This is a genomic window from Halomonas sp. SSL-5, assembly GCF_030708455.1.
Classification (GTDB): domain Bacteria; phylum Pseudomonadota; class Gammaproteobacteria; order Pseudomonadales; family Halomonadaceae; genus Halomonas.
Genome location: NZ_JAUYWF010000003.1, coordinates 306490 through 329448 on the forward strand (window position 1 = coordinate 306490; position 22959 = coordinate 329448).

Below are 22959 nucleotides of genomic sequence, written 5' to 3' on the forward strand. Positions count from 1 at the left end.
AGGGAGGGGTTCACAGCGCCTCCTCGACGGTCCGGCGCTCCGGGGCTTGCCGCCAGACCAGCCCCGGGAGCTGAGACCCGCCGCCGCTAGATCAGCCCTGCCATCTGCAGGCCGAAGGCGCCCAGGGTGATGGTGACGCTGGCCATCAGGGTGGTGAGGGCGATGATGTTGGCGGTGAGCACGGCGTTGCCGCCCATCGCCCTGGCCATCACGAAGGCCGCCGCCGCGGTGGGGCTGGCGAAGAACAGGAACATCACGCCCAGCTCGCGCCCCTCGAAGCCGGCCAGCCAGGCCGCGCCGGTGGCCACTATCGGGATCACCACCATCTTCATCAGGCTGGCGCTGAGCGCCACGCTACCGGACGCCTGGAGGGCGCCGAAGGAAAGGGTGGCGCCGATGCAGATCAGCGCCAGCGGCAGGGTCAGGGAGGCGAAGTAGTCGCCCGAGGTGAGCAGCCAGCCGGGCAGGGACGGGTCCAGCAGCGCCACCGGCAGCGCCGCCACCACGGCCAGGATCAGCGGGTTGCGCACGATATGCGCGAGGATATCGCGCCAGTCGACCCGGGCCTCGTCGCGGTAGATGGCCAGGGCCACCACCGAGAAGGCATTGTAGGTGAGGATCACCACGCCGAGCAGCAGACCGCCGGCGGAGAGCCCATAGTCGCCATACATGCTGGCCGCCAGCGCCAGGCCGACGATGCCGCAGTTGCCGCGAAACGCGCCCTGGATATAGCTGCCGCGGTCGACCCGAGCCACGCGCAGCGCCGCCCAGCCCCACACGGCCAGGAAGCTGCCCAGGGTGGCCAGGGCGAAGACGCCAAGCAGCCGCGGGTTGAGGGTGGCCTCGAGGTCGGCGCGGATGATGCTCAGGAAGATCAGCGTGGGCAGGGTGGCCTTGAACACCAGCTGGGAGGCGGTGGTGACGAAGGCCGCATCGATCCAGCGGGCGCGCTTGAGCCCCAGGCCGATGAAGACCATGGCGAAGACCGGCAGGGTGACCTCCAGGGTCGCCTGGAAGATCGCCACGGCCTCCATCAGCGCACCAGCCAGAAACCGACCAGCACGGCGGCGAGTACGGTGGCGAAGAAGAGTCGGTTGCGAGTTCGGGTATCGCGGGGCTTGCGGGCAGTCACGGGGGCTCCTGGTGGCGGGATGGCAACTTGGCGAAACATGGTAATCCCGTTAGCCTGCTACCACCAGGCGCCCCACCCGCGCCGCGCCTCTCCCCGGATCAGGAAACGCCGATGACGCCCGCCGAGCCCGACCGCCCCACGCTGCTGTTCGCCCACGCCAATGGCTTCCCCGGGATCTGCTATCGCAGCTTCCTGGCGCCACTGGGCGAGCGCTTCACCCTCCATCCGCTGGACCGGCTGGGGCATCACCCCGACTTCCCGGTGGGGCACAACTGGCTGGCGCTGCGCGACGAGTTGCTCCACGCCCTTGAGGAGCACGAGAGCCCGGTGATCGGCGTGGGCCACTCCATGGGCGGGGTGCTGATGGCCATGGCCGCCGAGGCCGCGCCGTCGCGCTTCCGCTGCGTGGTGATGCTCGACCCGCCGTTGATGCTGGGATTCGACGCCTGGGCGATGAAGGTCGCCAAGCGGCTGGGCCTGGCGGATCGCGTCACCCCGGCCGGCAAGAGCCTTGGCCGGCGCACGACCTGGCCGGATCGCCAGGCGATGCGCCACTACCTGCGCCGGCGCGGGCTGTTTCGCCGCTTTACCGAACAGGCCCTGGAGGACTACGTCGAGGGCGGCACCCGGCTGCTCGACGACGGCCAGGCCGTGCTGCTCTATGACCCGGATATTGAGGTGGAGATCTTCCGCCACCTGCCGGACCATCTGGGGGATCTGCCGCGCCGGCTGCGGGTGCCCCACGCGGTGCTGGCCGGGGAGGACTCCGACCTGCTGACGCCGCGTCGCTGCCGTCGGCTGCAGCGACATGGGGTGACGGTTCGTGCGGTGCCCGGTACCCATATGTTCCCGATGGAGCATCCCGACGAGACACGCCAGGGCCTGCTGGCCGTGTTGGATACCTTGCTGGAGGACACACCATGACCTCGCCCGAGCCCTTGCGCCTGGCCGAAGGGCGCCTGGCGGCGCTGGCCTGGGGCGATCCCAAGGCGCCCACCTGGCTGGCGCTGCACGGCTGGCTCGACAACGCGGCGAGCTTCTCGCGCCTGGCGCCGTTGCTGGTCGAGCGCCTCGGCATCCGTGTCGTCGCCATCGATTTCGCCGGCCACGGCCACTCCGCCCACTCGCCGGGGGACTACGCCATCTGGGACTACTGCGACGACGTGCTCGACGCCACCGAGACGCTGGGGTGCCCGCGGCCGACCCTGCTGGCCCACTCGATGGGGGCCGCGGTCGCCTGCCTGACGGCGGCGGCCCTGCCCGAGCGGGTCGCGCGGCTGGCGTTGGTCGATGGCCTGGGCTCGGTGACCACCCCCGCCCTCGAGGCCCCCCGGCAGCTGCGCCGGGGGCTGCTGGGACATCGCCGCCCGCCCTCCCGCGGCGCGCGCTATGCTGACGAGGAGGAGGCCGTGGCGGCGCGGGTCAAGGGGGGCGCGACCCCGGTGGATGCCACGACGATTCGCCCGGTGGTGGCCCGCAACCTGGCGACGCTGCCGGATGGACGCCTGGGCTGGCGCAGCGATCCCCATCTGGTACGCCCCTCGCCGGTGCGCCTGACGCCCGAGCAGGTAGTATCCTGCCTGGCGGCGATCGACTGCCCGGCACTGCTGATCGAAGGAGAGACAGGCATACTCGGCGAGAAGGAAGCCGCCCGAGTAGCGCGAGCCGCGTTGCCGGGGCTCGAACGCCGGGTGCTGCCGGGTGGTCACCACCTGCACCTGGAGCCTGACGCGTTGGCGGCGGTGGTGGATACCATCGGCGCCTGGGCGTCACGCGACATCGGCCAGCCACACAGACGAGGGGAAGCAGACCAATGAGCAACAGGGCGGCAGCCTCTGCTGGGGGGAAGCGGGTGGCGCTGGTGCTGGGCAGCGGCGGGGCGCGCGGCTACGCCCATATCGGCGTGATCGAGGAGATCGAGCGGCGTGGCTACGAGGTCGTGGCGGTCTCGGGCTGCTCCATGGGGGCCCTGATCGGGGGGGTCTATGCCGCCGGCCAGCTGCCCGCCTATCGCGACTGGGTGTGCCGCCTCGACTACTTCGACGTGCTGCGCCTGGTGGACGTCACCTGGAGCCCCATGGGTGCCATGCGGGCCAGCAAGGTGATGGCCAAGCTGGAGAGCCTGGTGGGGGACGCCCGTATCGAGGATCTGGCGATCCCGGTGACCACCGTGGCCACCGACATGACTCGCCAGCGCGAGGTGTGGTTCCAGAGTGGCTCGCTGCTGGAGGCGATCCGCGCCTCCATCGCCGTGCCCGGGGTGATCACCCCGGTGCATCGCGGCCAGCAGGTGCTGGTCGACGGCGGCCTGCTCAATCCGCTGCCGATCATCCCCGCCGTCTCGGCCAACGCCGACCTGGTGATGGCGGTCAACGTCACCGCCCACAGTCCGCGACCGGTGACCCTGGAGGAGCTGCTGCCCCCCGAGGCCGCCCGCCTGGAGCGCGAGCGCGAGGCCGCTCGCGATGCCTCGGGGAGCGACTTCACCGCCTGGATCCAGGAGGTGAAGAGTGCCGCTGGGCGCTGGTTCGATGGCCTGGGCGGCGTCGGCGGCAGCGCCGAAGGGGAGTCGGACGACCAGAGTGAAGTGAGCAGTCGCCGCCGCCAGTGGGGGCGGTTGGACATGGTGCTCGCCTCCTTCGATATCACCCAGGCGGCGCTGGCCAAGTACAAGGTGGCGGGCTATCCGCCGGACGTGCTGATCGAGGTCCCCAAGACGGTGTGTGGTGCCTACGAGTTCCATCGCGCCGAGGCGTTGATCACCCTGGGGCATCAACTGGCGGTGGAAGCGCTGGATCGTTACGAGGGGCGCAACCACCCTGGCCTGGGCGGGCGGGGGATCATCGTCGGCCCCAGGCTGCCGGGCGACAAGCGGCTGGGCGAGTAGGCGCGCCTCAGCGGTCGCCGCGCCGGCGCAGCAGCACGTAGACGGCGCCGGTGCCGCCCTCGGCCTCCACGGCCGAGCAGAATGCCAGCACACCGGGCCACTCGCGCAGCCAGGCGTTGACGTGGCTCTTGATCACCGGATAGTTGCCGTCCACTCCCCAGGCCTTGCCATGTACCACCAGCAGGCAGCGGCGTCGCTCCAGGGCGGCGTCGCGCAGGAAGCCCTCCAGCTCCTCGCGTGCCTCCTCCAGGGTGTAGCCGTGCAGGTCGAGCCCCGCCTCCCAGGCCATTTCGCCGCGCTTGAGGCGGCTGCGGGTGCGCCACGGCAGGTCGGGCAGGGCGAAGTCGAGGTACTCCGAGGGCCGCACCGCCTCCACGCGGCCGTCGGAGGTGCGCCCCCTGGCGCCGTCGTCGCCCGCCGCCTGGGCGGCGGCCCGGCGTGCCGCGGCGGAGGGGTCCTCGCGCTGCGGACGCCCCGGATCGGCGCGGTTGCGCTTGATCGGCCTGACCCCGGCCTGGCGCAGGGCCTGGCGAAAGGCGCTGATCTCATCGTCATCCGGGCGGTGGCGATTTTTGCTCATGGGGCAGGGCTCATGGGGCAGTATCGGCTGGTTGGCGTGGGGGCGACCAGTATACCCGGCGTGGCGTGGCTGTGAACCGGCGGGCCGGGTTACAATCATCCTCCCTACCTCTCGACGTTCAGGTGCTCCCTTGGCCGATCAGCACGCCCCGCGCTCGACCTCCACGCTTACCCTTACCGACGACCGGCTCGCCGCGGAGCTCGTCACCCTGCGCGACTACCTGCGCTGGGCGGCCAGCGAATTCCATCTGGCCGGCCTGTTCCATGGGCATGGCAGTGACTCGCCCTGGGATGAAGCGGTGGCCCTGACCCTGGGCGCGCTGCACCTGCCCTGGAACGTCGATCCCGCGGTACTCGACGCCCGCCTTCTGCCCATGGAGCGCCGACGCATCGTCGCCCTGGTGCGCGAGCGGATCATCGGCCGGCGGCCGCTACCCTATCTGCTCGGCGAGGCGTGGTTCGCCGGTCTGCCCTTCGACGTCGACGAGCGTGTGTTGATCCCGCGCTCGCCCATCGCCGAACTGGTGGAGTCGGGCTTCGCCGCCTGGTTTCCCGAGGAGCCGCCGGAGGGGGTGCTCGACCTGTGTGCCGGTTCCGGCTGCATCGGCATCGCCACGGCGCTGCACCTGCCCACCTGTGCTGTGGATCTCGCCGATATCAGCCAGGAGGCCCTGGCGGTGGCCCGCCAGAACATCAGCCGCCACGACCTCGGCGCGCGGGTGCGCGCGGTGCATTCGGACCTCTTCGATGCGTTGCCCGGCCGCTATGACCTGATCGTCTCCAACCCGCCCTACGTGGATGACCGCGACCTCGCCACCATGCCCGCCGAGTACCGCCACGAGCCCGCCCTGGCGCTGGGCGCCGGCGCCGACGGCCTGGACATCGTGCGGCGCATCCTGCGCGAGGCCCGCCGACACCTGAGCGAGCGTGGCGTGCTGATCGTCGAGGTGGGCAACTCCGACCACCACCTGGAGGCCGCCTTCCCGGAGGTGCCCTTCCTGTGGCTCGACTTCGAGCGCGGCGGCCAGGGGGTGTTCGCCCTCACCGCCGATGAACTCGACGCCCATGCGGCGTCCTTCGCCTGATTCTCCGACCCCGATCCCTCGAGGAGCGCCCATGTCCGGCAACACCTTCGGCAAGCTGTTTACCGTCACCACCTTCGGCGAGAGCCATGGCCCGGCGCTGGGCGCCATCGTCGATGGCTGTCCGCCGGGACTGCCGCTCAGCGAGGAGGACCTGCAGCACGACCTGGATCGCCGTCGTCCGGGGACCTCGCGCCACACCACCCAGCGCCGCGAGCCCGACCGGGTGCGGATCCTCTCCGGTGTCTTCGAGGGGCTGACCACCGGCACCTCCATTGGCCTTGTGATCGAGAATACCGACCAGCGCTCCACGGACTACTCGAAGATCAAGGACCAGTTCCGCCCCGCCCACGCCGACTACAGCTACCACCACAAATACGGCATCCGCGACTACCGCGGCGGCGGGCGCTCCAGCGCCCGGGAGACCGCCATGCGGGTGGCGGCCGGGGCCATCGCCAAGAAATATCTCGAGACCCGGGGCATCAGCGTGCGCGGCTACATGAGCCAGCTCGGCCCCATCGAGATCGCCTTCAGGAGCTGGGAGGCAGTGGACGCCAATCCCTTCTTCTGCCCCGACCCGGAGCGCGTGGCAGAGCTCGAGGCCTACATGGACCAGCTGCGCCGGGACCAGGACTCGGTGGGCGCGAAGATCACCGTGGTGGCCGAGGGCGTGCCCCCGGGTCTCGGCGAGCCGGTGTTCGATCGCCTGGACGCCGAACTGGCCCATGGCCTGATGAGCATCAATGCGGTGAAAGGCGTGGAGATCGGTGACGGCTTCGCCGCCGTGGCCAGCCGTGGCAGCGAGCACCGCGACGAGATGACCCCCGAGGGGTTCCTCTCCAACCACGCCGGCGGCGTACTCGGTGGCATTTCCAGCGGCCAGGCGATCATCGCCCATCTGGCGCTCAAGCCGACATCGAGCATCACCACCCCGGGGCGCAGCATCGACGTCCACGGCGATCCCGTCGAGGTGGTCACCAAGGGGCGTCACGACCCCTGCGTGGGGATCCGCGCCACGCCCATCGCCGAGGCGATGATGGCGCTGACCCTGATGGACCATCTGCTGCGCCATCGCGCCCAGAACGCCGAGGTGAAGGTGGACACCCCCGTGCTGCGTTGAGGGTGGCCCTTTAGGGGCTGCTACACTGCGGGACAGACCAACGGACAGGGCTTGAGCCATGAAGATCAATGTCGAGTTTGACCTTACTCCCGACGAGTTTCGCCACGCGCTGGGCCTACCCGACGTGGAGGCCTTCCAGAAGGACCTGATGGACCGGATCCAGAAACAGATGGAGTCCGGGGTGGAGGGCTATGACCCGATGAGCCTGATGCAGCCCTTCCTGCAGCAGTCCGGCATGGGGCAGGGCATGACGCAAGGGCTCTCCCAGGGCCTGTCCCAGGGGCTTTCCAGCTTCGGCACCTACCAGCAGATGATGCTGGATATGCTCAAGCAGGCGGGGCAGGCCGCCGGTCAGGCCGGCTCCTCGGGCGGCGAGGACAAGGGCGGTGAGTCCGACTCGGGTTCGGGAGGCGCTTCCGCCGCGAGCAGCGGCAAGGCCTCCAGCCGCGCCAAGGCCAGCAAGGGGACCACCAGCACCCGCTCGCGGACCAAGCGCGAAAGCTGACGCGACGTCAATACGCCATTCATCTCGTCGCCATGATCTTGCAACAAGGCCGGTGGCAGACTACGCTTTGTGCAGTGCAACATCGTGGGCGGTCCGCCCACGACTGATGATCACCGTTCGGGAGGACGTCCCATGCAAGACAAGATGATCGAAAGCTTCAACGAACAGACCCGCAAGTTCTTCGAGCCGATGCGCAAGCTCAACTCCCTGATGCTGGACAACATGGAGAAGCTCTCCCAGTACCAGATGGAGTCCATGAAGCGCTACAGCCAGATGGGCACCGAGCGCATGCGCGACGCCAGCGAGGTCCAGGATGCCGACAGCCTGCGTGACTTCGGTACCCGCCAGGCCGAGATGATGAACCAGCTCTCTCAGCAGATGATGGAGGATGCCAAGGCCCTCTCCGAGATGAGCGTCGACTTCAAGGCCGAGATGGAGAAGCTCTTCTCCGAGCAGGCCGAGGCCATGGGCGAGGCCGCCAAGCAGCAGTCCGGCCAGGCCGACAAGGCCGAACCGGCCAAGGCGCAGTCCTCGCGAGGCGGCACCAGCAAGAGCTGAGCGCATGCCATGAGCGCTGCGGGCGCAGCGCAATCCGGTCCTCGACGGGGCCGTTGATCAAGCCGCCGTCCTCCTCGCGAGGGCGGCGGATCGTGCTATCTGACGTCGGCATGGCGTGGCCGACGCACCGGGAGGGTTCATGCAGCCAGGTTCAATGCAGTCAGGGGTTCAAGCACCAACACAGGCCGAGTTGGAGGCGTGGAATGCGCAGCTCCAGCTGATCGGCGAGGAGTACCGTCAACTGATGGGCGACCTGCTGGAGCGCATGGTGCCCAGCGACGCCGCCGATTCGGTCTATGACGACATGCGTGAGAGCTTCCAGGCGGCGGCCGAATCGCTGATGGGCAATCCGCCCCAGCTGTGGCAGACCCAGGCACGACTGATGCAGGATCAGTTCCAGCTTTGGCAGAACGGCCTTCGCGCCATGGCCGGCGAGTCGGTCGAGCCACTGGTGACGCCGAGCAAGGGCGATCGCCGATTCAAGGACGAGGCCTGGACCAACGACCCCTACTACCTGGCGATCATGCAGCAGTACCTGCTCTTCTCGCGCCTCGTCGAGGAGCTGATCGACGGTCTGGACCTCCCCGCGGAACAGAAGAACCGGCTGGCGTTCTACGCCCGCCAGATGGTCAACGCCATGTCGCCCACCAACTTCGTGGCCACCAACCCCGAGGTGATGCGCAAGACCCTGGAGACCCGCGGCCAGAACCTGGTCGACGGCCTGGCCCGGCTGCGCCACGACCTGGGCAACTCCGCCGAGGGCCTCAACGTCACCATGACCGATCGCAGCGCCTTCGAGGTGGGCAGGAATATCGCCGTGACCCCGGGCTCGGTGGTCTTCGAGAACGAGCTGATCCAGTTGATCCAGTACGCGCCCACCACCGAGCAGGCCTACAAGACGCCGCTGCTGGTGATTCCGCCCTGGATCAACAAGTACTACATCCTCGACCTGCGCGAGGACAACTCCTTCGTCAAGTGGCTGGTCGGGCAGGGCCACACGGTGTTCCTGATCTCCTGGCGCAACCCCGGGCCCGAGCAGCGCGACCTGACCTGGGCCGACTACATGCAGCTCGGCCCCATCGATGCCATGGCGGCGATCGAGCAGGCCACCGGCGAGAAGTCGGTCAATCTGCTCAGCTACTGCGTCGGCGGCACCCTGGCGGCCTCCACGGTGGCCTACCTGACCAGCACTCGCCGCGGGCGCAAGGTCAAGTCGGTCACCTACATGACCACCCTGCAGGACTTCCGCGACCCGGGCGAGATCGGTGTCTTCCTCAACGAGCCGGTACTCCAGGGCATCGAGGCCAAGATGGAGCGTGACGGCTACCTCGACGGTCGGGCCATGGCCTTCAGCTTCAACCTGCTGCGCGAGAACGACCTCTTCTGGTCCTTCTATATCAGCAACTACCTGAAGGGAGACGTGCCGGCACCCTTCGACCTGCTCTACTGGAACACCGACGGCACCAACCTGCCGGCGGCGACCCACGGCTGGTACCTGCGCAACATGTACATGGAGAACCGCCTGGTCCAGCCCGGTGGCATCGAGCTCGACGGGGTCAAGATCGACCTGCGCAAGATCTCCACTCCGAGCTACTTCCTGTCTACCCGCGAGGACCATATCGCGCGCTGGAACAGCACCTATTACGGCGCGCTGCTGCCCAAGGGGCCGGTCAAGTTCGTGCTGGGTGGCTCGGGGCACATCGCCGGGGTGGTCAACCCGCCGCACAAGAACAAGTACGGCTTCTGGACCAATGACGAGCTGGCCGAGACCCACGAGGAGTGGCTGGCCGGTGCCGAGCAGCACGAGGGTTCCTGGTGGCCGCACTGGCAGGCGTGGATGACCGAGAACGGCTACGCCGATGCCGAGAAGATGGTGCCGGCACGCCAGCCCGGCGACGGCGAGCTGGATATCCTCGAGCCGGCCCCGGGACGCTACGTCAAGACGACCATTCCCGAGGTGCTGGGCGAAACCCCGGCTTCGCCGGGAGCTTAAAGCTGTAAGCTATAAGCTGTAAGTAGAAGCGCCCAGCCGACTCATCGGCTGGGCGCTTCTTGTTTCTTCCCCAATGTCTCTCGAAAGATCTGGCTTACGGCTTACGGCTTACGGCTTACGGCTTACGGCTTACGGCTTACGGCTTACGGCTTACGGCGTAGCCGCAGGCCGGGCAGCACCATCAGCGCGGCGAGCAGCCAGGTGGGCCAGCTGCCGGTGCGAGTGAAGGGGGTGAGGCCCGTCATGGGCTGCACCTCGCCGGTAAGGCTCGCCATCTCGAACTGCGGGGCGCGCGCGATAACCTCGCCGCGTTCGTCGATGATGGCGGTGACGCCGTTGCTGGTGGCGCGGATCACCTGGCGGCCGTTCTCCAGGGCGCGCAGGCGGGCCATCTGCAGGTGCTGCAGGGGGCCGATGGAGCGTCCGAACCAGGTGTCGTTGGAGACCGTCAGCAGCAGCGCCGCCTGGCGCGCCTGGGCGGCCACCCGATCGGCGTAGATGATCTCGTAGCAGATGGCGTTGCCGATGGTGGTGCCGGCGGCCCGCAGCGGCGCCTGGCCCTCCGGTCCCGGTGTCATCGCCGGCATCGGCAGGTCGAAGAAGGCGATGGTGCCGGCGAGCAGGCTCTCCAGGGGCAGGTATTCGCCGAAGGGCACCAGGTGCGTCTTGCGGTACTCGCCCTCCACGTCTCCCAGCCCGATCACGCTGTTGTAGTAGAGCCCCTGGCCGTCACGCTGCAGGATGCCGGTGAGCAGGGCGGTATCCGGGGCGAGATTGGACTGCACCCGCTCGAGGATGGGGCGCGCCTCGCGCTCGAACATCGGCAGCGCCGCTTCGGGCCAGATGATCAGGTCCGGGTCGTCCCCCTGCGCGCGGGTCAGCTCGCTGTAGCGGTTGGCGGCCTCGCGCTGGCCCTCGGCGGTCCACTTGATGGCCTGGTCGAGGTTGCCCTGCAGCAGCGCCACCCGCAGCGGCTCGCCGGCGGGGCTGGTCCACTGGGCGGGCAGCGCCAGGGGAGCCAGCCATAGGGCGGCAAGAGGAAGTGCGGCCCAGGCGCGGCGACGCAGCAGCTCGACGCCCAGGCTGCCGGTCAGCGCGGTGATCAGCGAGAGCAGGTAGACCCCGCCCACCGGGGCCCACGGGGCCAGCGGCGAGTCGACCTGGGCGGTGCCCAGCAGCAGCCAGGGGAAGCCGGTGAACAGCCAGGTGCGCAGCCACTCGCCAAGCACCCAGGCGCCGGCGAAGCTGAGCCAGGCCAGCCGTGGGCCGGTGAGGCGCCGGTAGAGCCACAGGGTCACGGCGGGAAAGAGCGCCAGGCCCGCGACGAACAGCGCGGTGAGGAGCAGCGCCAGGGGCACGCCGGTATAGCCGTAGTCGTGGATCGACACATAGACCCAGGAGGCACCGGACCCGAACAGCCCCAGGCCGTAGCTCCAGCCGCGCAGGGCTGCCTGGCCGGGTGTCAGGGCGTGGAGGCCGAGGTAGACCAGCCCCGCGGCCACCGGGCCCAGCCACCAGAGCTCGAAGGGCGAGGCGGTAAGCGTGGTGAGAATACCGGCCGCGGCCGCCAGCAGGTAGCCGACGGCGGGGGGGAGGCGAAACGCTGGCATCTTGGCCCTCCGTGGCAGGCGCGTCAGTCGTTGTCGTCGAGGCCGTCGTCTTCGTCGCAGGGCTCGGCCTCGAGCAGTCGGATGCGGCGGTTGTCGGCGTTGAGTACCGTGAAGCGCCAGCCGCCGATGACGGCGTGCTCGCCGCGGGAGGGCAGGTGGCCGAAGCGCTGCATCACCAGGCCGCCGAGGGTATCGAACTCCTCGTCCGAGAAGCGGGTCTCGAAGCGTTCGTTGAAGTCCTCGATGGGCGTCAGGGCGCGGATGGCGTAGCGCCCCTCGCCCAGCTCGCGGATGTCCTCCTCCTCGTCGGCGTCGTGCTCGTCCTCGATCTCGCCGACGATCTCCTCGAGGATATCCTCGATGGTGACGATGCCGGCGGTACCGCCGTATTCATCGACCACGATCGCCATATGGTTGTGAGTGCTCTGGAACTCCTTGAGCAGGCTGTTCAGGCGCTTGGACTCCGGCACGAACAGCGCCGGGCGCACCACCTCCTCGAGCCGGAAGGGCCTGCCGTTCTCCTGGCCGCTGCGCAGCAGCGGCAAGAGGTCCTTGGCCAGCAGGATGCCCTTCACCTCGTCGAGATTCTCGCCGATCACCGGATAGCGGGAGTGGCCGGTCTCCAGTATCACCGGCAGGTACTCCTCCAGCGGCTGGTCCATGGCGATGGCGGTCACCTGGGAACGCGGAATCAGCACCTCGCGAACCTGCTGGTCGCTGATCTTCAGCGCCCCCTCGATGATCATCATGGCGTCCTGCTCGAGCTTCAGGCGGCCCCCCGCCTGGCGCAGGAACTCCAGCAGCTCGTCCCGGGAGCTGGGTTCGTCGCTGTCGCTGGAGAGCGCCCCCAGCAGTTTCTCGAGCCAGGAGCGGTTGCCCTGGCTGCTCGATCGGTCTTCGCTCATGAGTCGGTTCTCTCGTCCTCGGGTGCGGTCCGGTAAGGGTCGGCGATGCCCAGTTCGGCCAGGATCTCGCGCTCCAGCGCCTCCATGGCCTCGGCCTCGTCATCCTCGAGATGGTCAAAGCCGAGCAGGTGCAGGGTACCGTGAACCACCATGTGAGCGTAGTGATCGTGCAGCGACTTGTCCTGCTCGGCGGCCTCGGCGGCCACCACGGGATGACAGATCACCAGGTCGCCGAGCAGCGGCAGGCTGACGCAGGGCGGGTTCTCGAAGGGGAAGGAGAGCACGTTGGTGGGCTTGTCGCGGCCGCGGTAGTCGCGGTTGAGGGCCTGGCTCTCGTCGGCGTCCACCAGGCGCACGCTGAGCTCGCTGTCGGGGTCGACCGCCTGTCGCGACAGCACCGCGCCCACCCAGGCGTCCAGCTCCGCCTGGCTCGGCAGCCCTTCGGCAGCGATGGCCACCTGACGATCGACCCGGGGCTGGCTCATGACTCGCCTCGCTCGCGGTCGAGACGCTCCTGGCGTTCCTGACCCATTTGCCTTTCCCGACGTAGTGCCTCGCGTTCCTGCTCCCTGGCCGCCTTGCGGGCGCGCTCGGCGGCCTCCTGCTCGGCCTCGAAGCTGTCGTAGGCCTCGATGATGCGCTGGACCAGCGGGTGGCGTACCACGTCCTTGGCGGCGAAGTGGGTCACGCCGATGCCGGGGGTGCCCTTGAGTACCTCGAGGACCTGGATCAGCCCCGAGCTCTGGCCCTTGGGCAGGTCGACCTGGGTGACGTCGCCGGTGATCACCGCGGTGGAGCCGAAGCCGATGCGGGTCAGGAACATCTTCATCTGTTCGCGGGTGGTGTTCTGGCTCTCGTCGAGGATGATGAAGGCGTTGTTGAGGGTGCGCCCGCGCATGTAGGCCAGCGGGGCGATCTCGATCACCTGGCGCTCGATCAGCTTGGCCACCTGCTCGAAGCCGATCATCTCGTAGAGGGCGTCATAGAGCGGGCGCAGGTAGGGGTCGATCTTCTGGGCCAGGTCCCCGGGCAGGAAGCCGAGCTTCTCGCCGGCCTCCACCGCCGGTCGCACCAGCAGGATGCGACGCACCTCCTGCTGGTTGAGGGCCTCCACCGCCGCGGCCACCGCCAGGTAGGTCTTGCCGGTACCCGCCGGGCCGATGCCGAAGTTGATGTCGTGGGCGCGGATGCTCTGCACATAGCCCTGCTGGTTGAGGCCGCGGGGCTTGATCAGGGTGCGCGGGGTGCGCAGCAGCACCTCGCCGCCCTCCTCGTTGCCTTCGTCCTCCTCCAGGGCCTCGAGGCCCGACTCCTGCAGGAAGAGGTGCACGGTATCCGGCTCCAGGTCGCTGGCCTCGGTCTCGCGGTAGAGGTGCTCGAGCAGGTTGGCGGCGGCCTTGACCCGGTGGATGGGGCCCGCCAGCTGGAAGATATTGCCGCGGTTGCGCAGGGTGATGCCGAGGCGCGCTTCCACCAGTTTGAGGTGCTCGTCGCGCTGGCCGCACAGGTTGGCCAGGCGGCGGGGGTCGTTGGGTTCGAGGTTCAGGGTGATGATGCGGTTGGCCTGGGAGGCTGGTTGGCTCAAGGCGGGCGAGTCCCCTGGATGGTGAATGTGTAGGCTCAGCTTACTGCCCCGGCGTTTGCCGGGGCAATGTGTGAAGGGCTATTGCGTCCGGAATGTGGTGCTCGAGCCCAGGGGCGCCGGGGCCTGCCGCCGGATCAGCCCCGGCAGTAATACTCCTGCCTGTGTCAGTAGATCGCCGGCGAGGCGAGCTCGCCGCGCAGCGAGTTGGGCAGCGCCTCGCTGATCTCGACGTCGACGAAGTAGCCGATCAGCTCGGTGGGGTTGGGGGCGCGGAAGTTGACCACCCGGTTGTTCTCGGTGCGCCCGGAGAGCTGCCCCGGATCCCGCGGCGCGAAGCCGGTGACCAGGATGCGCTGGGTGGTGCCCACCATGCGCCGGCTGATCTGCATGGTCTGCTGGTTGATGCGCTCCTGGAGGATCGCCAGACGCTGCTTCTTGACGCTCTCAGGGGTGTCGTCCTCGAGGGAGGCCGCCGGGGTGCCGGGGCGCGCCGAGTAGACGAAGCTGAAGGAGTGGTCGAAGCCGATGCGATGGATCAGGTCCATGGTCGCCTCGAAGTCCGCCTCCGTCTCGCCCGGGAAGCCGATGATGAAGTCCGAGGAGAAGCTGATATCGGGACGCAACTCCCGGATGCGCTCCAGCTTGTCGACATACTCCTCGACACCATGGCCGCGTTTCATGGCGGCAAGCACCCGATCCGAGCCGGCCTGCACCGGCAGGTGCAGGTGACTGACCAGCTCCGGTATCTCGCCGTAGGCCTCGATCAGGCTGTCGGAGAACTCCACGGGGTGGGAGGTGGTGAAGCGGATGCGGTCGATGCCCTCCACCGCGGCCACGCAAGCGATCAGCTCGGCCAGGTCGATCTCGTCGCCCAGCTGGTTCTCCCCTCGGTAGGCGTTGACGTTCTGGCCCAGCAGGTTGATCTCGCGCACGCCCTGGTCGGCCAGGTGGATCACCTCGTCCATCACCGCCTCGAAGGGGCGCGAGACCTCCTCGCCGCGGGTGTAGGGCACCACGCAGAAGGTACAGTACTTGGAGCAGCCCTCCATGACCGACACGAAGGCGGTGGCACCGTCGGCGCTCGGCTTGGGCAGGTGGTCGAACTTCTCGATCTCCGGGAAGGTCACGTCGACCACCGAGATCTGGTCCTGCTGCCGCGAGTCGAGCATGGATGGCACTCGATGCAGGGTCTGGGGGCCGAACACCATGTCGACGTGGGGTGCGCGCTTGCGCAGCGCCTCGCCCTCCTGGCTGGCCACGCAGCCGCCCACGCCGATCACCAGGTCGGGATTGGCCTCCTTGAGCTTCTTCCAGCGCCCCAGCTGGTGGAATACCTTCTCCTGGGCCTTCTCGCGGATCGAGCAGGTGTTGAGCAGGATGACGTCGGCTTCGCGCTCGTCGTCGGTGAGTTCGAGACGGTGAGATTCGCCGAGCAGATCCGCCATGCGGGCGGAATCGTACTCGTTCATCTGGCAGCCGTGCGTCTTGATGAAGAGTTTCTTCGCCATAAGGATTGGGTCGTGGCGCCAGGCGCCCGACGTCTGTCACCGGTGGGTTCAGGGATGCGCGACACTCAAGGCGGCGGACCGCCGGCGGCGCGGCAATGGATGGCGGTGGCCGCCTGGGCCATCGTTGAAAACAGGCGGGTATTATACGTGTCGTGCCCGTGTGGAGCCAGCCCGGCACCCGGCTCGAGCGAGTGTGCTAACCTAGCCGACCCGGTCGGCGGGGTGGGCCCGCGGCCCCGGTGGCCTGCCGAAGGCGCCCGCGGCGCTGGTCACGCAATGACCAGCAACCCGAAAGTGGCGCTGTGGCGGTACCGACGGGCGACTTTCCCGGAGTTGTCCCGGCGGTTGTCCACAGATGCTGTGAATAACCGTCGACGACGTCTGCACAGCGTAACCAACCACATTGGGCCGGTTTTCGGCAGGATCTTTTCCAGTCAGGATCATGGCATGACGACACATCACCGCACACGAACCGGCCTGGGCATCTGCCTGGGCTCGCTACTCGGCCTGCTGGCCCTGCCGCTGGCGGCCCAGGAACAGAACGACACCGTCTGGGTCTCCGACTCCCTGACCACCTATGTGCGCAGCGGCCCCACCGATGGCTATCGCATCGTCGGCAATCTGACCGCCGGTGAGCCGGTGGAGCGGCTGGAGACCAGCGGCGACTATACCCGCGTCCGGGGTCCCGGAGGCGACGCCGTCTGGGTCCTCAGTCGCGAGATCCAGGAGGTGCCCAGCGCCCAGGTGCGTCTGCCCGAGCTGGAGCAGCGAGTGGCCCAGCTCGATGCCGAACTCGACGACATCGATGAGGAGTGGGAGCAGCGTACCGCCGCACTGCGCGAGACCCTCGAGGTTCGCGAGGCGCGGGTCGCCGAGCTGGAAACGCGCAATCACGAGCTGGATGCCGAGGCACAGCGTTCCCGCGAGGCCGTGCGTGAGCTCGAGGCGCGCCTCAACACCCAGGAGCAGGACCTGCTGATGCGCTACTTCATGTATGGCGGTGGGGTGGCCGGTGCCGGCCTGCTGGTCGGCCTGATCGTCCCCCATCTGCCGCGTCGTCGCCGCAAGCGCGATCGCTGGTTCTGAGGCCCGCCATGGTGGAGAACGAATGGGAGAACCAATGGCTGTCCCGCTGGCGGGAGGGGCGCATCGGCTTCCACCGTGACGCGCCGCATCCCGCGCTGCGCCACCACTGGCCGCTGCTGGGCGTGCGGCCCGGCGTCAAGGTGCTGGTGCCGTTATGCGGCAAGAGTCACGACATGCGCTGGCTGGGGCGTCACGACCACCCGGTGCTGGGCATCGAACTGGCGCCCCAGGCGATCGAGCAGTTTCTCGCCGAGGGGGGCGAGCCCGTCTCGCGCTATCGCCAGGCGGGATTCGAGATATGTCGCCAGGGCAACGTCGAGCTCTGGTGCGGCGACTTCTTCCACTTCCATATCGCCCAGGCGGCCGAGATCGGCGCCTTCTACGACCGTGCCGCCCTGATCGCCCTGCCGCCCGCCACCCGCCAGCGCTATGCCTTCCATCTGGCACAGCTGATCCCGCCCGGGGCCAGGGGGCTGTTCATCAGCCTCGACCGTGCGGCCGGCGAGGAGCAGGCCGGCCCGCCGTTCCACGTGCCGGAAGAGGAGGTGCGCGAGCTGTTCGAGCCCAATTTCCAGATCACCCTGCTCGAGCGGGGCGCACCGGAGCCGGGCAGCGGCTTCCAGGAGCATGTCTGGGCCATGGTTCGCCGCGGCCCGGTCGAATGACCCTCAGCGGGCCAGCAGGCGGCCCAGTTCCGGGTCGCGGAAGGCACGGTCCAGGCCATCGGAGAGCAGTTCGTTGACCATGCGGCTGTTGGCTTCCTGGTCCGGGCGCACGGCAAAGCTCTGAGTGCGCCGCGAGGTATAGGTGCCGGTGTAGGTGTTGCCGCCATTGGTCGCCTCGGCGACGAGCACCGCCTCCATGCGTGCCTCGCCGATCACCGGACGGCTCTGACCCCGTGCATAGCCCAGGTGGTCGAGGGTCAGGGTCAGGCTGGGGCGCCCCTCGGCGCGCTGGGTGGTGGGCGCGAAGCCCATCTCGCGCACCGCCCGCTCGGCCTCGCGCTGCAGCCCGGGCATCAGTTCGTGGGCGTAGACGGTGATGGTGGCGGTGGACATGGCGCTGCCGGTGCGGGTGCCGATCACCTCGCTGTCGCGGCCATCCGCGGCGATCACCGTCACCGCCTGGCCGCTGCCGGTCACCGGCACCTCGGCGCTGCGCCTGGGGTCAAGCTGCAGGGTCTGGGGAGCGGCACAGCCGGCCAGCCAGCCGGTGGCGACCAGGGCCAGGGAAAGGCGAACAAAGCGTCGACGCAGCATGGGGAGCTCCCGTATCGGTGGTGGGTATCGGGGGCGCAGTATAGCGCCCGCTGCTCGCTCAGGGTACGACGTCGCCTCCTCGGTTACACTGTCGGTATACGTCGAAGGAGCCGTGACATGATCCGTTCCGCTGCCGCCAAGGAGATTCCCGGGCTGGTCGATATCTGGTTGCGTGCCTCCATCCGAGCCCACGACTTCATCCCCGAGGCGTTCTGGTCGTCCCGCGCCGAGGCCATGGCCCGACAGCGCCTGCCCCAGGCCGATGAGCTTGCGGTGCTGGAGGTCGAGGGTAGGGTGATCGGCTTCGCCGCCCTCAGCGGCGATCACCTCGAGGCGCTGTTCATCGACCCCGAGGTGCAGAGTTATGGCCACGGTTCGCGGCTGATGGCCCACGCCATGGCCGGTCACGAGCGCCTGACTCTATGTGTCTATTCACGCAACGTGCGTGCGGTCTCCTTCTACCGCCGGCTGGGCTTTCGCGCCGTGGAGGAGCGCGTCGAGCCGCTCACCGGCGAGAACGAGACCCTGATGGCGTGGCAGCGCTGAGCCAGCGCTGGCGCGCCGCCTTCCGTCCCTCCTTCAGGCCTGAGCGCGACTCAGCCGATAGCGAATCCTGGGGAGCGTGCGGGCCACCGGCGGCAGGCGGGTCGCCATGACCAGCGCCGCGATGGCGGCATACATCGCCCACTCGCCGAGGTCGGCGCGCACCACCCAGAAGAAGTGCAGCAGCACCAGGCCCAGGATGGGGTAGGCGAGCCTGTGCAGCGACTTCCAGCGCTTGCCCAGGCGGCGCATCGACCAGCGGTTGGAGGTGGCGCCCAGCAGGACGAGGCCGATCAGCGCCAGCATGCCGACGATGATATAGGGCCGCTTCACCAGCTCGCTGCCCAGCATGGCCCAGTCGAGCCCCAGGATGAACAGCGCGTAGCTGAGCATGTGCAGGGTGGCGTAGGCCAGTGTCCACAGGCCGAGCTGCCGGCGGATCAGGGCGAAGCCCTTCCAGCGAGTGAGCCGGCTCAACGGTGTCAGGCTCAGGGTCAGCAGCAGCATCCACAGCGCGCCGATGCCGATATTGAGCAGCAGGTAGCGCCCTGGCTCGGGTCCGGCGGCGTTGCTGGCCACCTGCCAGCCCCATATCAGCAACGGTGCCAGCGCCGCCAGGAACACGCCCAGCCGCCAGAGTCGCCAACGATGCTGGGCGTCCATCAGTAGTGCTTCCGTAGATCCAGCCCCGCATACAGCCCGGCGACGTCGTCGGCGTAGCCGTTGAACATCCGGGTATCGATGGTATTGGGGTTGAACAGGCTATTGGGCAGGCGACGCTCGGTGGCCTGGCTCCAGCGCGGGTGGTCGACCTCGGGGTTGACGTTGGCGTAGAAGCCGTACTCGTCGGGGGCGATCCGCTGCCAGGAGTTGACCGGCTGCTCTGCCACCAGCGAGATGCGTACGATCGACTTGATGCTCTTGAAGCCGTACTTCCAGGGCACCACCAGCCGCAGGGGCGCGCCGTTCTGGTTGGGCAGTTCGCGGCCATACATGCCCAGGGCGAGCAGGGTCAGCGGGTGCATGGCCTCGTCCAGGCGCAGGCCCTCCACGTAGGGCCAGTCGATCAGCGCGAAGGAGGAGCGCTGTCCCGGCATCTGCTCCGGGTCGACCAGGGTCTCGAAGCGCACGTAGCGGGCCTTGCTGGTGGGCTCGGCGCGCCTGATCACCTCGGCGAGGGGAATGCCCAGCCAGGGGATCACCATCGACCACGCCTCGACGCAACGCAGGCGATAGATGCGCTCCTCGAACTGCGATGGCCTGGCGAGGTCCTCCAGGGCCAGGCGCCCGCCGTTGTTGACCTCGCCGTCGACCACCACGCTCCAGGGCTGGGTTTCCAGGCTGCCGGCGTGGCGGGCGGGGTCGGACTTGCCGGAGCCGAACTCGTAGAAGTTGTTGTAGCCGCTGGCATCGTCGAAGGGGGCGACCCTGTCCTGCTCGGGGTCGCTCGGGGTGACGGCTTGCCAGCGGGTGGCGTCGATCTTCTCCTTCAGCCACGCCGGCGCGTCGCCCTCGGGAACATCCGCGTAGTCGGAAGCGGCACGGGTCTGGCCGGAGAGGGCAAGCCCCGCGCCCAGGCCCACCATGCCGCCCATGAAGCGTCGCCGGGAGAGGTAGATGGACTCCGGTGTCACATCGGATTCGTGCAGATCACCGGGCCTGGCAATCTTGATCAGCATGGGGACCTCCGCTGGCGGTGAGTACTGTGTCGTGATGAGTGTGACAACACGACAGCAGAATTATCACCGCCAACCACCGAGTTATCGCCGGCTCGCCGGGCACGGGGCCGGCGGTAGTCAGAGATAGCGGTGGGGGAGGGGCGGGCCGGACAGTGGTTCAGGCGGCGGCCCGCTGGCGCTGCTGGTGGGCGTCAGCGCTGAAACGGTGCCAGCGGCGTGGAATCACGTACAGCCGCTGGCCGCGGCGCAGCTCGAGGCGCTCATAGTCGGCGTGGCGCAGGGTGGCCAGCCAGGGCTCCACCATCCAGTCCGCGGCGATCTCCACCCGCACCTCGGCACCCACCGGGGAGATGGAGGTGACGGTCACCGGCAGCCGGGCCTCCGCCGTCGGTGACTCCACCAGGCGGACCTCGTGGGGCCGCAGCAGCAGCTCCTCGGGGCCGTCGGGCAGCTCCAACGCGAGGCTCGCCTCGCCGCAGGTCAGCACCCCATTGCGCACCTCGCCCTCGAGATGGTTCACATCGCCCAGGAACTCGAAGACGAAGCGGTTAGCCGGTGACCGGTAGAGGGCATCCGGGGTGTCGATCTGCTCGATACGCCCCTGGCTCATCACCGCGACACGGTCGGAGACCTCCAGGGCCTCCTCCTGGTCGTGGGTCACGAACAGGCTGGTGAAGCCCAGCTCGTCGTGCAGCTGGCGCAACCAGCGGCGCAGCTCCTGGCGCACCTTGGCGTCCAGCGCCCCGAAGGGCTCGTCGAGCAGCAGCACGTCGGGGCGCAGGGCCAGCGCCCGGGCCAGGGAGACGCGCTGCTGCTGGCCGCCGGAGAGCTGGGCCGGATAGCGGCTGGCGAAGTGTTCGAGCTGTACCATCTCCAGCAGGCGGTGGACCCGGGCGCGGATCTCGCCGCTGGAGGGGCGCTCGCGACGCGGCAGCACGGTGAGGCCGAAGGCCACGTTGTCGAACACCGTCATATGGCGAAACAGCGCATAGTGCTGGAAGACGAAGCCGATGCGTCGGTCGCGCACATGCACGTCGGTGACGTCGCGGTCGCCGAACAGGATGCGTCCGGCCGGGGCACGGTCCGGCGCCTCGAGGCCGGCGATGATGCGCAGCAGGGTGGTCTTGCCCGAGCCCGAGGGCCCCAGCAGGCCCACCAGCTCGCCCTCGGCGATCTCCAGGCTTACCGGCTCCAGGGCACGCCCGGCACGGCCATAGTGCTTGGCGATATCGGTCAGGCGGATGCTCATGAGGAAACCTCCTGGCGCGCGATGCGCCATTCCAGGCCGGCCTTGGCGGCCAGGGTGAACAGGGCGATCAGTGCCAGCAGGGCGGCGCTGGAGAAGGCGCCCACGGCGTTGTAGTCCTGGTAGAGCTGCTCCAGGTGCAGGGGCAGGGTCATGGTCTCGCCGCGGATGGCGCCGGAGACCACCGAGACCGCACCGAACTCGCCTACCGCCCGGGCATTGGTGAGGATCACCCCGTAGAGCAGGGCCCAGCGGATATTGGGCAGGGTGACCCGGCGGAAGATGGTCCAGCCCGGCGCGCCCAGGGTCACCGCGGCCTCCTCCTCGCGGGAGCCCTGGGCCTGCATCAACGGGATCAGCTCGCGGGCCACGAAGGGGCTGGTCACGAACACCGTCACCATCAGGATGCCCGGCCAGGCGAACATCAGCTGGATGTCCTGGGCGTCGAGCCAGCCGCCGATCCAGCCGTTGCGGCCATAGAGCAGCAGGTAGACGAGCCCCGCCACCACCGGCGACACCGCGAAGGGAATATCGATCAGGGTCTGCAGCAGGCGACGGCCCGGAAACTGGAAGCGGGTCACCAGCCAGGCCAGGGCCACCCCGAACACCAGGCAGACGGGGATGGTCAACGCCGCGATGAACAGCGTCAGGCCGATGGCCGCCAGGGTGTACTCGTCGCTGACGTTGGCCCAGAACACGCCGACCCCCTGGGAGAAGGCCTGGGCGAAGATCGCCACCAGCGGCAGCAGCAGGAACAGGGCCGCCAGGAGCACGGCGACGGCAACCAGGACGCGGCGCACCGCCGGGGCATCACCGACACGTTGCATCAGCCGCGTCCTCCATGCAGTCGCTTGATGAAGTGGCCCTGCCAGATGTTGATGGCCAGCAGTAGCGCAAGGGAGACGGCCAGCACCACCGAGGCGATGGCCGAGGCGCCGGCATAGTCGTACTCCTGCAGCTTGACGAAGATCATCAGCGCGGTGATCTCGGTCTCGAAGGGGGCGTTGCCGGCGATGAAGATGATGGCCCCGAACTCGCCCAGCGAGCGCACGAAGGCCAGCCCGGTGCCGGTGACCAGTGCCGGCCACAGGTAGGGCAGGATCACCCGACGGAAGGCGGTGGCATCCGAGGCGCCCAGGGTCATCGCCGCCTCGTCGACCTCGGGGGGCAGGTCCTCGAGCACCGGCTGCACCGTGCGCACCACGAAGGGAATGCTGGTGAAGGCCATGGCCAGGGAGATGCCCACCCAGGTGTAGGCCACCTGCAGGCCCGCCGGCTCGAGCAGCCGGCCGACCCAGCCGTTACCGGCATAGAGGGTGGCCAGGGTGATGCCGGCCACCGCGGTGGGCAGCGCGAAGGGCAGGTCCATCAGGGCATCGAGCAGGCGCTTGCCGGGGAACTCATAGCGCACCAGCACCCAGGCCAGCAGCAGCCCGAAGGCCGCGTTGGCCAGCGCCGCCAGCGCGGCGGCGGCGATGGTCACGGTGTAGCTGGCCACCACCCGGCCATCGCTGATGATCGCCCAGTACTCGGCCAGGCTGAGGCCCTTGAGCTGGCCCACCAGGCCGGTCATCGGCAGCAGCAGCACCAACGACACGAAGGTGAGGCTGATGCCCAGCGACAGGCCGAAACCGGGCAGCACGCGGCGGCGAGGCAGGGCGAGAGCCAGGGGACTCATCGCG

General features: G+C 68.7%; 24 protein-coding genes. 11 read left to right on the forward strand and 13 right to left on the reverse strand.

Annotation, left to right across the window (positions count from 1 at the left end):
- Positions 1–86: 86 nt before the first annotated feature.
- Entirely contained in the window at positions 87–1034 is a 948-nt protein-coding gene (locus RAN53_RS05005; protein WP_305795708.1) for an AEC family transporter, read from the reverse strand.
- 209 nt (positions 1035–1243) lie between these two features.
- On the opposite strand from RAN53_RS05005, the gene RAN53_RS05010 reads away from it, so the two are divergent.
- The 3 genes from RAN53_RS05010 to RAN53_RS05020 are packed head-to-tail and all read left to right on the forward strand — an operon-like array spanning position 1244 to position 4019.
- Positions 1244–2056 carry an alpha/beta fold hydrolase gene (locus RAN53_RS05010; RefSeq protein ID WP_305795709.1) on the forward strand — a complete coding sequence of 271 codons (813 nt, stop codon included), beginning with the start codon at positions 1244–1246 and terminating at the stop codon, positions 2054–2056.
- On the forward strand, positions 2053–2949 hold the full coding sequence (locus RAN53_RS05015; protein ID WP_305795710.1) for an alpha/beta fold hydrolase: 897 nt from the start codon (positions 2053–2055) through the stop codon (positions 2947–2949). The genes RAN53_RS05010 and RAN53_RS05015 overlap by 4 nt, the downstream gene beginning before the upstream one ends.
- The gene (locus RAN53_RS05020) at positions 2946–4019 is read left to right on the forward strand and encodes a patatin-like phospholipase family protein (RefSeq protein ID WP_305795711.1); all 1074 of its coding nucleotides are present in this window, start codon (positions 2946–2948) and stop codon (positions 4017–4019) included. Before RAN53_RS05015 ends, RAN53_RS05020 begins: the two co-directional genes overlap by 4 nt.
- A 7-nt stretch (positions 4020–4026) precedes the next feature.
- Here the strand turns inward: RAN53_RS05020 and RAN53_RS05025 are convergent, their stop codons facing one another.
- Complete coding sequence (locus RAN53_RS05025) at positions 4027–4599, reverse strand: Smr/MutS family protein (RefSeq protein WP_305795712.1); 573 nt, start codon at positions 4597–4599, stop codon at positions 4027–4029.
- 130 nt (positions 4600–4729) lie between these two features.
- On the opposite strand from RAN53_RS05025, the gene prmB reads away from it, so the two are divergent.
- From prmB to phaC, 5 genes are all read left to right on the forward strand, one after another.
- Complete coding sequence (gene prmB, locus RAN53_RS05030) at positions 4730–5683, forward strand: 50S ribosomal protein L3 N(5)-glutamine methyltransferase (protein WP_305795713.1); 954 nt, start codon at positions 4730–4732, stop codon at positions 5681–5683.
- A 31-nt stretch (positions 5684–5714) separates the two neighbouring features.
- Positions 5715–6800: a chorismate synthase gene (aroC, locus tag RAN53_RS05035; RefSeq protein ID WP_305795714.1), complete on the forward strand. Its 1086-nt coding sequence runs from the start codon at positions 5715–5717 to the stop codon at positions 6798–6800.
- A gap of 58 nt (positions 6801–6858) precedes the next feature.
- Positions 6859–7305, forward strand: coding sequence for a hypothetical protein (locus tag RAN53_RS05040; protein ID WP_305795715.1), 447 nt, complete (start codon positions 6859–6861; stop codon positions 7303–7305).
- A 132-nt stretch (positions 7306–7437) separates the two neighbouring features.
- Positions 7438–7863: a phasin family protein gene (locus tag RAN53_RS05045; protein WP_305795716.1), complete on the forward strand. Its 426-nt coding sequence runs from the start codon at positions 7438–7440 to the stop codon at positions 7861–7863.
- Positions 7864–8017: 154 nt separating this feature from the next.
- Positions 8018–9856: a class I poly(R)-hydroxyalkanoic acid synthase gene (phaC, locus tag RAN53_RS05050; protein ID WP_305795766.1), complete on the forward strand. Its 1839-nt coding sequence runs from the start codon at positions 8018–8020 to the stop codon at positions 9854–9856.
- A gap of 143 nt (positions 9857–9999) precedes the next feature.
- Here the strand turns inward: phaC and lnt are convergent, their stop codons facing one another.
- The 5 genes from lnt to miaB all read right to left on the reverse strand — a co-directional run bounded on the left by lnt (position 10000) and on the right by miaB (position 15464).
- Positions 10000–11466, reverse strand: a complete 1467-nt coding sequence (lnt, locus tag RAN53_RS05055) for an apolipoprotein N-acyltransferase (protein WP_305795717.1) — start codon at positions 11464–11466, stop codon at positions 10000–10002.
- A gap of 23 nt (positions 11467–11489) precedes the next feature.
- Positions 11490–12371, reverse strand: coding sequence for an HlyC/CorC family transporter (locus RAN53_RS05060; protein ID WP_305795718.1), 882 nt, complete (start codon positions 12369–12371; stop codon positions 11490–11492).
- Positions 12368–12856 carry an rRNA maturation RNase YbeY gene (gene ybeY, locus RAN53_RS05065; protein WP_305795719.1) on the reverse strand — a complete coding sequence of 163 codons (489 nt, stop codon included), beginning with the start codon at positions 12854–12856 and terminating at the stop codon, positions 12368–12370. The genes RAN53_RS05060 and ybeY overlap by 4 nt, the downstream gene beginning before the upstream one ends.
- Positions 12853–13956, reverse strand: a complete 1104-nt coding sequence (locus RAN53_RS05070; RefSeq protein ID WP_305795720.1) for a PhoH family protein — start codon at positions 13954–13956, stop codon at positions 12853–12855. The genes ybeY and RAN53_RS05070 overlap by 4 nt, the downstream gene beginning before the upstream one ends.
- Positions 13957–14120: 164 nt before the next feature.
- Positions 14121–15464 (reverse strand): tRNA (N6-isopentenyl adenosine(37)-C2)-methylthiotransferase MiaB, encoded by a 1344-nt coding sequence (gene miaB, locus RAN53_RS05075; protein ID WP_305795721.1) that lies wholly within the window; start codon positions 15462–15464, stop codon positions 14121–14123.
- Between the two features lie 447 nt (positions 15465–15911).
- On the opposite strand from miaB, the gene RAN53_RS05080 reads away from it, so the two are divergent.
- Together RAN53_RS05080 and RAN53_RS05085 are read left to right on the forward strand one after the other, a co-directional pair.
- Positions 15912–16550, forward strand: a complete 639-nt coding sequence (locus tag RAN53_RS05080) for a TIGR04211 family SH3 domain-containing protein (protein WP_305795722.1) — start codon at positions 15912–15914, stop codon at positions 16548–16550.
- An 8-nt stretch (positions 16551–16558) separates the two neighbouring features.
- Positions 16559–17215: a thiopurine S-methyltransferase gene (locus RAN53_RS05085; RefSeq protein WP_305795723.1), complete on the forward strand. Its 657-nt coding sequence runs from the start codon at positions 16559–16561 to the stop codon at positions 17213–17215.
- A 3-nt stretch (positions 17216–17218) separates the two neighbouring features.
- On the opposite strand, the gene RAN53_RS05090 is transcribed toward RAN53_RS05085, so the two are convergent.
- On the reverse strand, positions 17219–17809 hold the full coding sequence (locus tag RAN53_RS05090; protein WP_305795724.1) for a YajG family lipoprotein: 591 nt from the start codon (positions 17807–17809) through the stop codon (positions 17219–17221).
- Positions 17810–17926: 117 nt separating this feature from the next.
- Between RAN53_RS05090 and RAN53_RS05095 the strand changes: the two genes are divergently transcribed.
- Positions 17927–18355 carry a GNAT family N-acetyltransferase gene (locus RAN53_RS05095; protein WP_305795725.1) on the forward strand — a complete coding sequence of 143 codons (429 nt, stop codon included), beginning with the start codon at positions 17927–17929 and terminating at the stop codon, positions 18353–18355.
- 33 nt (positions 18356–18388) lie between these two features.
- On the opposite strand, the gene msrQ is transcribed toward RAN53_RS05095, so the two are convergent.
- From msrQ to cysT, 5 genes are all read right to left on the reverse strand, one after another.
- Complete coding sequence (msrQ, locus tag RAN53_RS05100; protein ID WP_305795726.1) at positions 18389–19015, reverse strand: protein-methionine-sulfoxide reductase heme-binding subunit MsrQ; 627 nt, start codon at positions 19013–19015, stop codon at positions 18389–18391.
- A complete protein-coding gene (msrP, locus tag RAN53_RS05105; protein WP_305795727.1) occupies positions 19015–20031 on the reverse strand; it encodes a protein-methionine-sulfoxide reductase catalytic subunit MsrP in 1017 nt (338 codons plus the stop codon). Before msrP ends, msrQ begins: the two co-directional genes overlap by 1 nt.
- 157 nt (positions 20032–20188) lie before the next feature.
- A complete protein-coding gene (locus RAN53_RS05110) occupies positions 20189–21280 on the reverse strand; it encodes a sulfate/molybdate ABC transporter ATP-binding protein (protein WP_305795728.1) in 1092 nt (363 codons plus the stop codon).
- Positions 21277–22104, reverse strand: a complete 828-nt coding sequence (gene cysW / locus RAN53_RS05115; protein ID WP_305795729.1) for a sulfate ABC transporter permease subunit CysW — start codon at positions 22102–22104, stop codon at positions 21277–21279. The genes RAN53_RS05110 and cysW overlap by 4 nt, the downstream gene beginning before the upstream one ends.
- A complete protein-coding gene (cysT, locus tag RAN53_RS05120) occupies positions 22104–22955 on the reverse strand; it encodes a sulfate ABC transporter permease subunit CysT (protein WP_305795730.1) in 852 nt (283 codons plus the stop codon). Before cysT ends, cysW begins: the two co-directional genes overlap by 1 nt.
- Between the last annotated feature and the right edge of the window lie 4 nt (positions 22956–22959).

Bases quoted from the DNA above. Each gene is read 5' to 3' on its own strand.
- RAN53_RS05060 (WP_305795718.1), bottom strand. From the start codon at position 12,371: ATGAGCGAAGACCGATCGAGCAGCCAGGGCAACCGCTCCTGGCTCGAG.
- RAN53_RS05080 (WP_305795722.1), top strand. From the start codon at position 15,912: ATGACGACACATCACCGCACACGAACCGGCCTGGGCATCTGCCTGGGC.
- RAN53_RS05015 (WP_305795710.1), top strand. From the start codon at position 2,053: ATGACCTCGCCCGAGCCCTTGCGCCTGGCCGAAGGGCGCCTGGCGGCG.
- RAN53_RS05085 (WP_305795723.1), top strand. From the start codon at position 16,559: ATGGTGGAGAACGAATGGGAGAACCAATGGCTGTCCCGCTGGCGGGAG.
- miaB (WP_305795721.1), bottom strand. From the start codon at position 15,464: ATGGCGAAGAAACTCTTCATCAAGACGCACGGCTGCCAGATGAACGAG.
- RAN53_RS05020 (WP_305795711.1), top strand. From the start codon at position 2,946: ATGAGCAACAGGGCGGCAGCCTCTGCTGGGGGGAAGCGGGTGGCGCTG.
- RAN53_RS05090 (WP_305795724.1), bottom strand. From the start codon at position 17,809: ATGCTGCGTCGACGCTTTGTTCGCCTTTCCCTGGCCCTGGTCGCCACC.
- RAN53_RS05045 (WP_305795716.1), top strand. From the start codon at position 7,438: ATGCAAGACAAGATGATCGAAAGCTTCAACGAACAGACCCGCAAGTTC.
- RAN53_RS05110 (WP_305795728.1), bottom strand. From the start codon at position 21,280: ATGAGCATCCGCCTGACCGATATCGCCAAGCACTATGGCCGTGCCGGG.
- lnt (WP_305795717.1), bottom strand. From the start codon at position 11,466: ATGCCAGCGTTTCGCCTCCCCCCCGCCGTCGGCTACCTGCTGGCGGCC.
- aroC (WP_305795714.1), top strand. From the start codon at position 5,715: ATGTCCGGCAACACCTTCGGCAAGCTGTTTACCGTCACCACCTTCGGC.
- cysT (WP_305795730.1), bottom strand. From the start codon at position 22,955: ATGAGTCCCCTGGCTCTCGCCCTGCCTCGCCGCCGCGTGCTGCCCGGT.
- msrQ (WP_305795726.1), bottom strand. From the start codon at position 19,015: ATGGACGCCCAGCATCGTTGGCGACTCTGGCGGCTGGGCGTGTTCCTG.
- RAN53_RS05040 (WP_305795715.1), top strand. From the start codon at position 6,859: ATGAAGATCAATGTCGAGTTTGACCTTACTCCCGACGAGTTTCGCCAC.
- cysW (WP_305795729.1), bottom strand. From the start codon at position 22,104: ATGCAACGTGTCGGTGATGCCCCGGCGGTGCGCCGCGTCCTGGTTGCC.
- RAN53_RS05005 (WP_305795708.1), bottom strand. From the start codon at position 1,034: ATGGAGGCCGTGGCGATCTTCCAGGCGACCCTGGAGGTCACCCTGCCG.
- RAN53_RS05095 (WP_305795725.1), top strand. From the start codon at position 17,927: ATGATCCGTTCCGCTGCCGCCAAGGAGATTCCCGGGCTGGTCGATATC.
- ybeY (WP_305795719.1), bottom strand. From the start codon at position 12,856: ATGAGCCAGCCCCGGGTCGATCGTCAGGTGGCCATCGCTGCCGAAGGG.
- RAN53_RS05010 (WP_305795709.1), top strand. From the start codon at position 1,244: ATGACGCCCGCCGAGCCCGACCGCCCCACGCTGCTGTTCGCCCACGCC.
- msrP (WP_305795727.1), bottom strand. From the start codon at position 20,031: ATGCTGATCAAGATTGCCAGGCCCGGTGATCTGCACGAATCCGATGTG.
- phaC (WP_305795766.1), top strand. From the start codon at position 8,018: ATGCAGTCAGGGGTTCAAGCACCAACACAGGCCGAGTTGGAGGCGTGG.
- RAN53_RS05025 (WP_305795712.1), bottom strand. From the start codon at position 4,599: ATGAGCAAAAATCGCCACCGCCCGGATGACGATGAGATCAGCGCCTTT.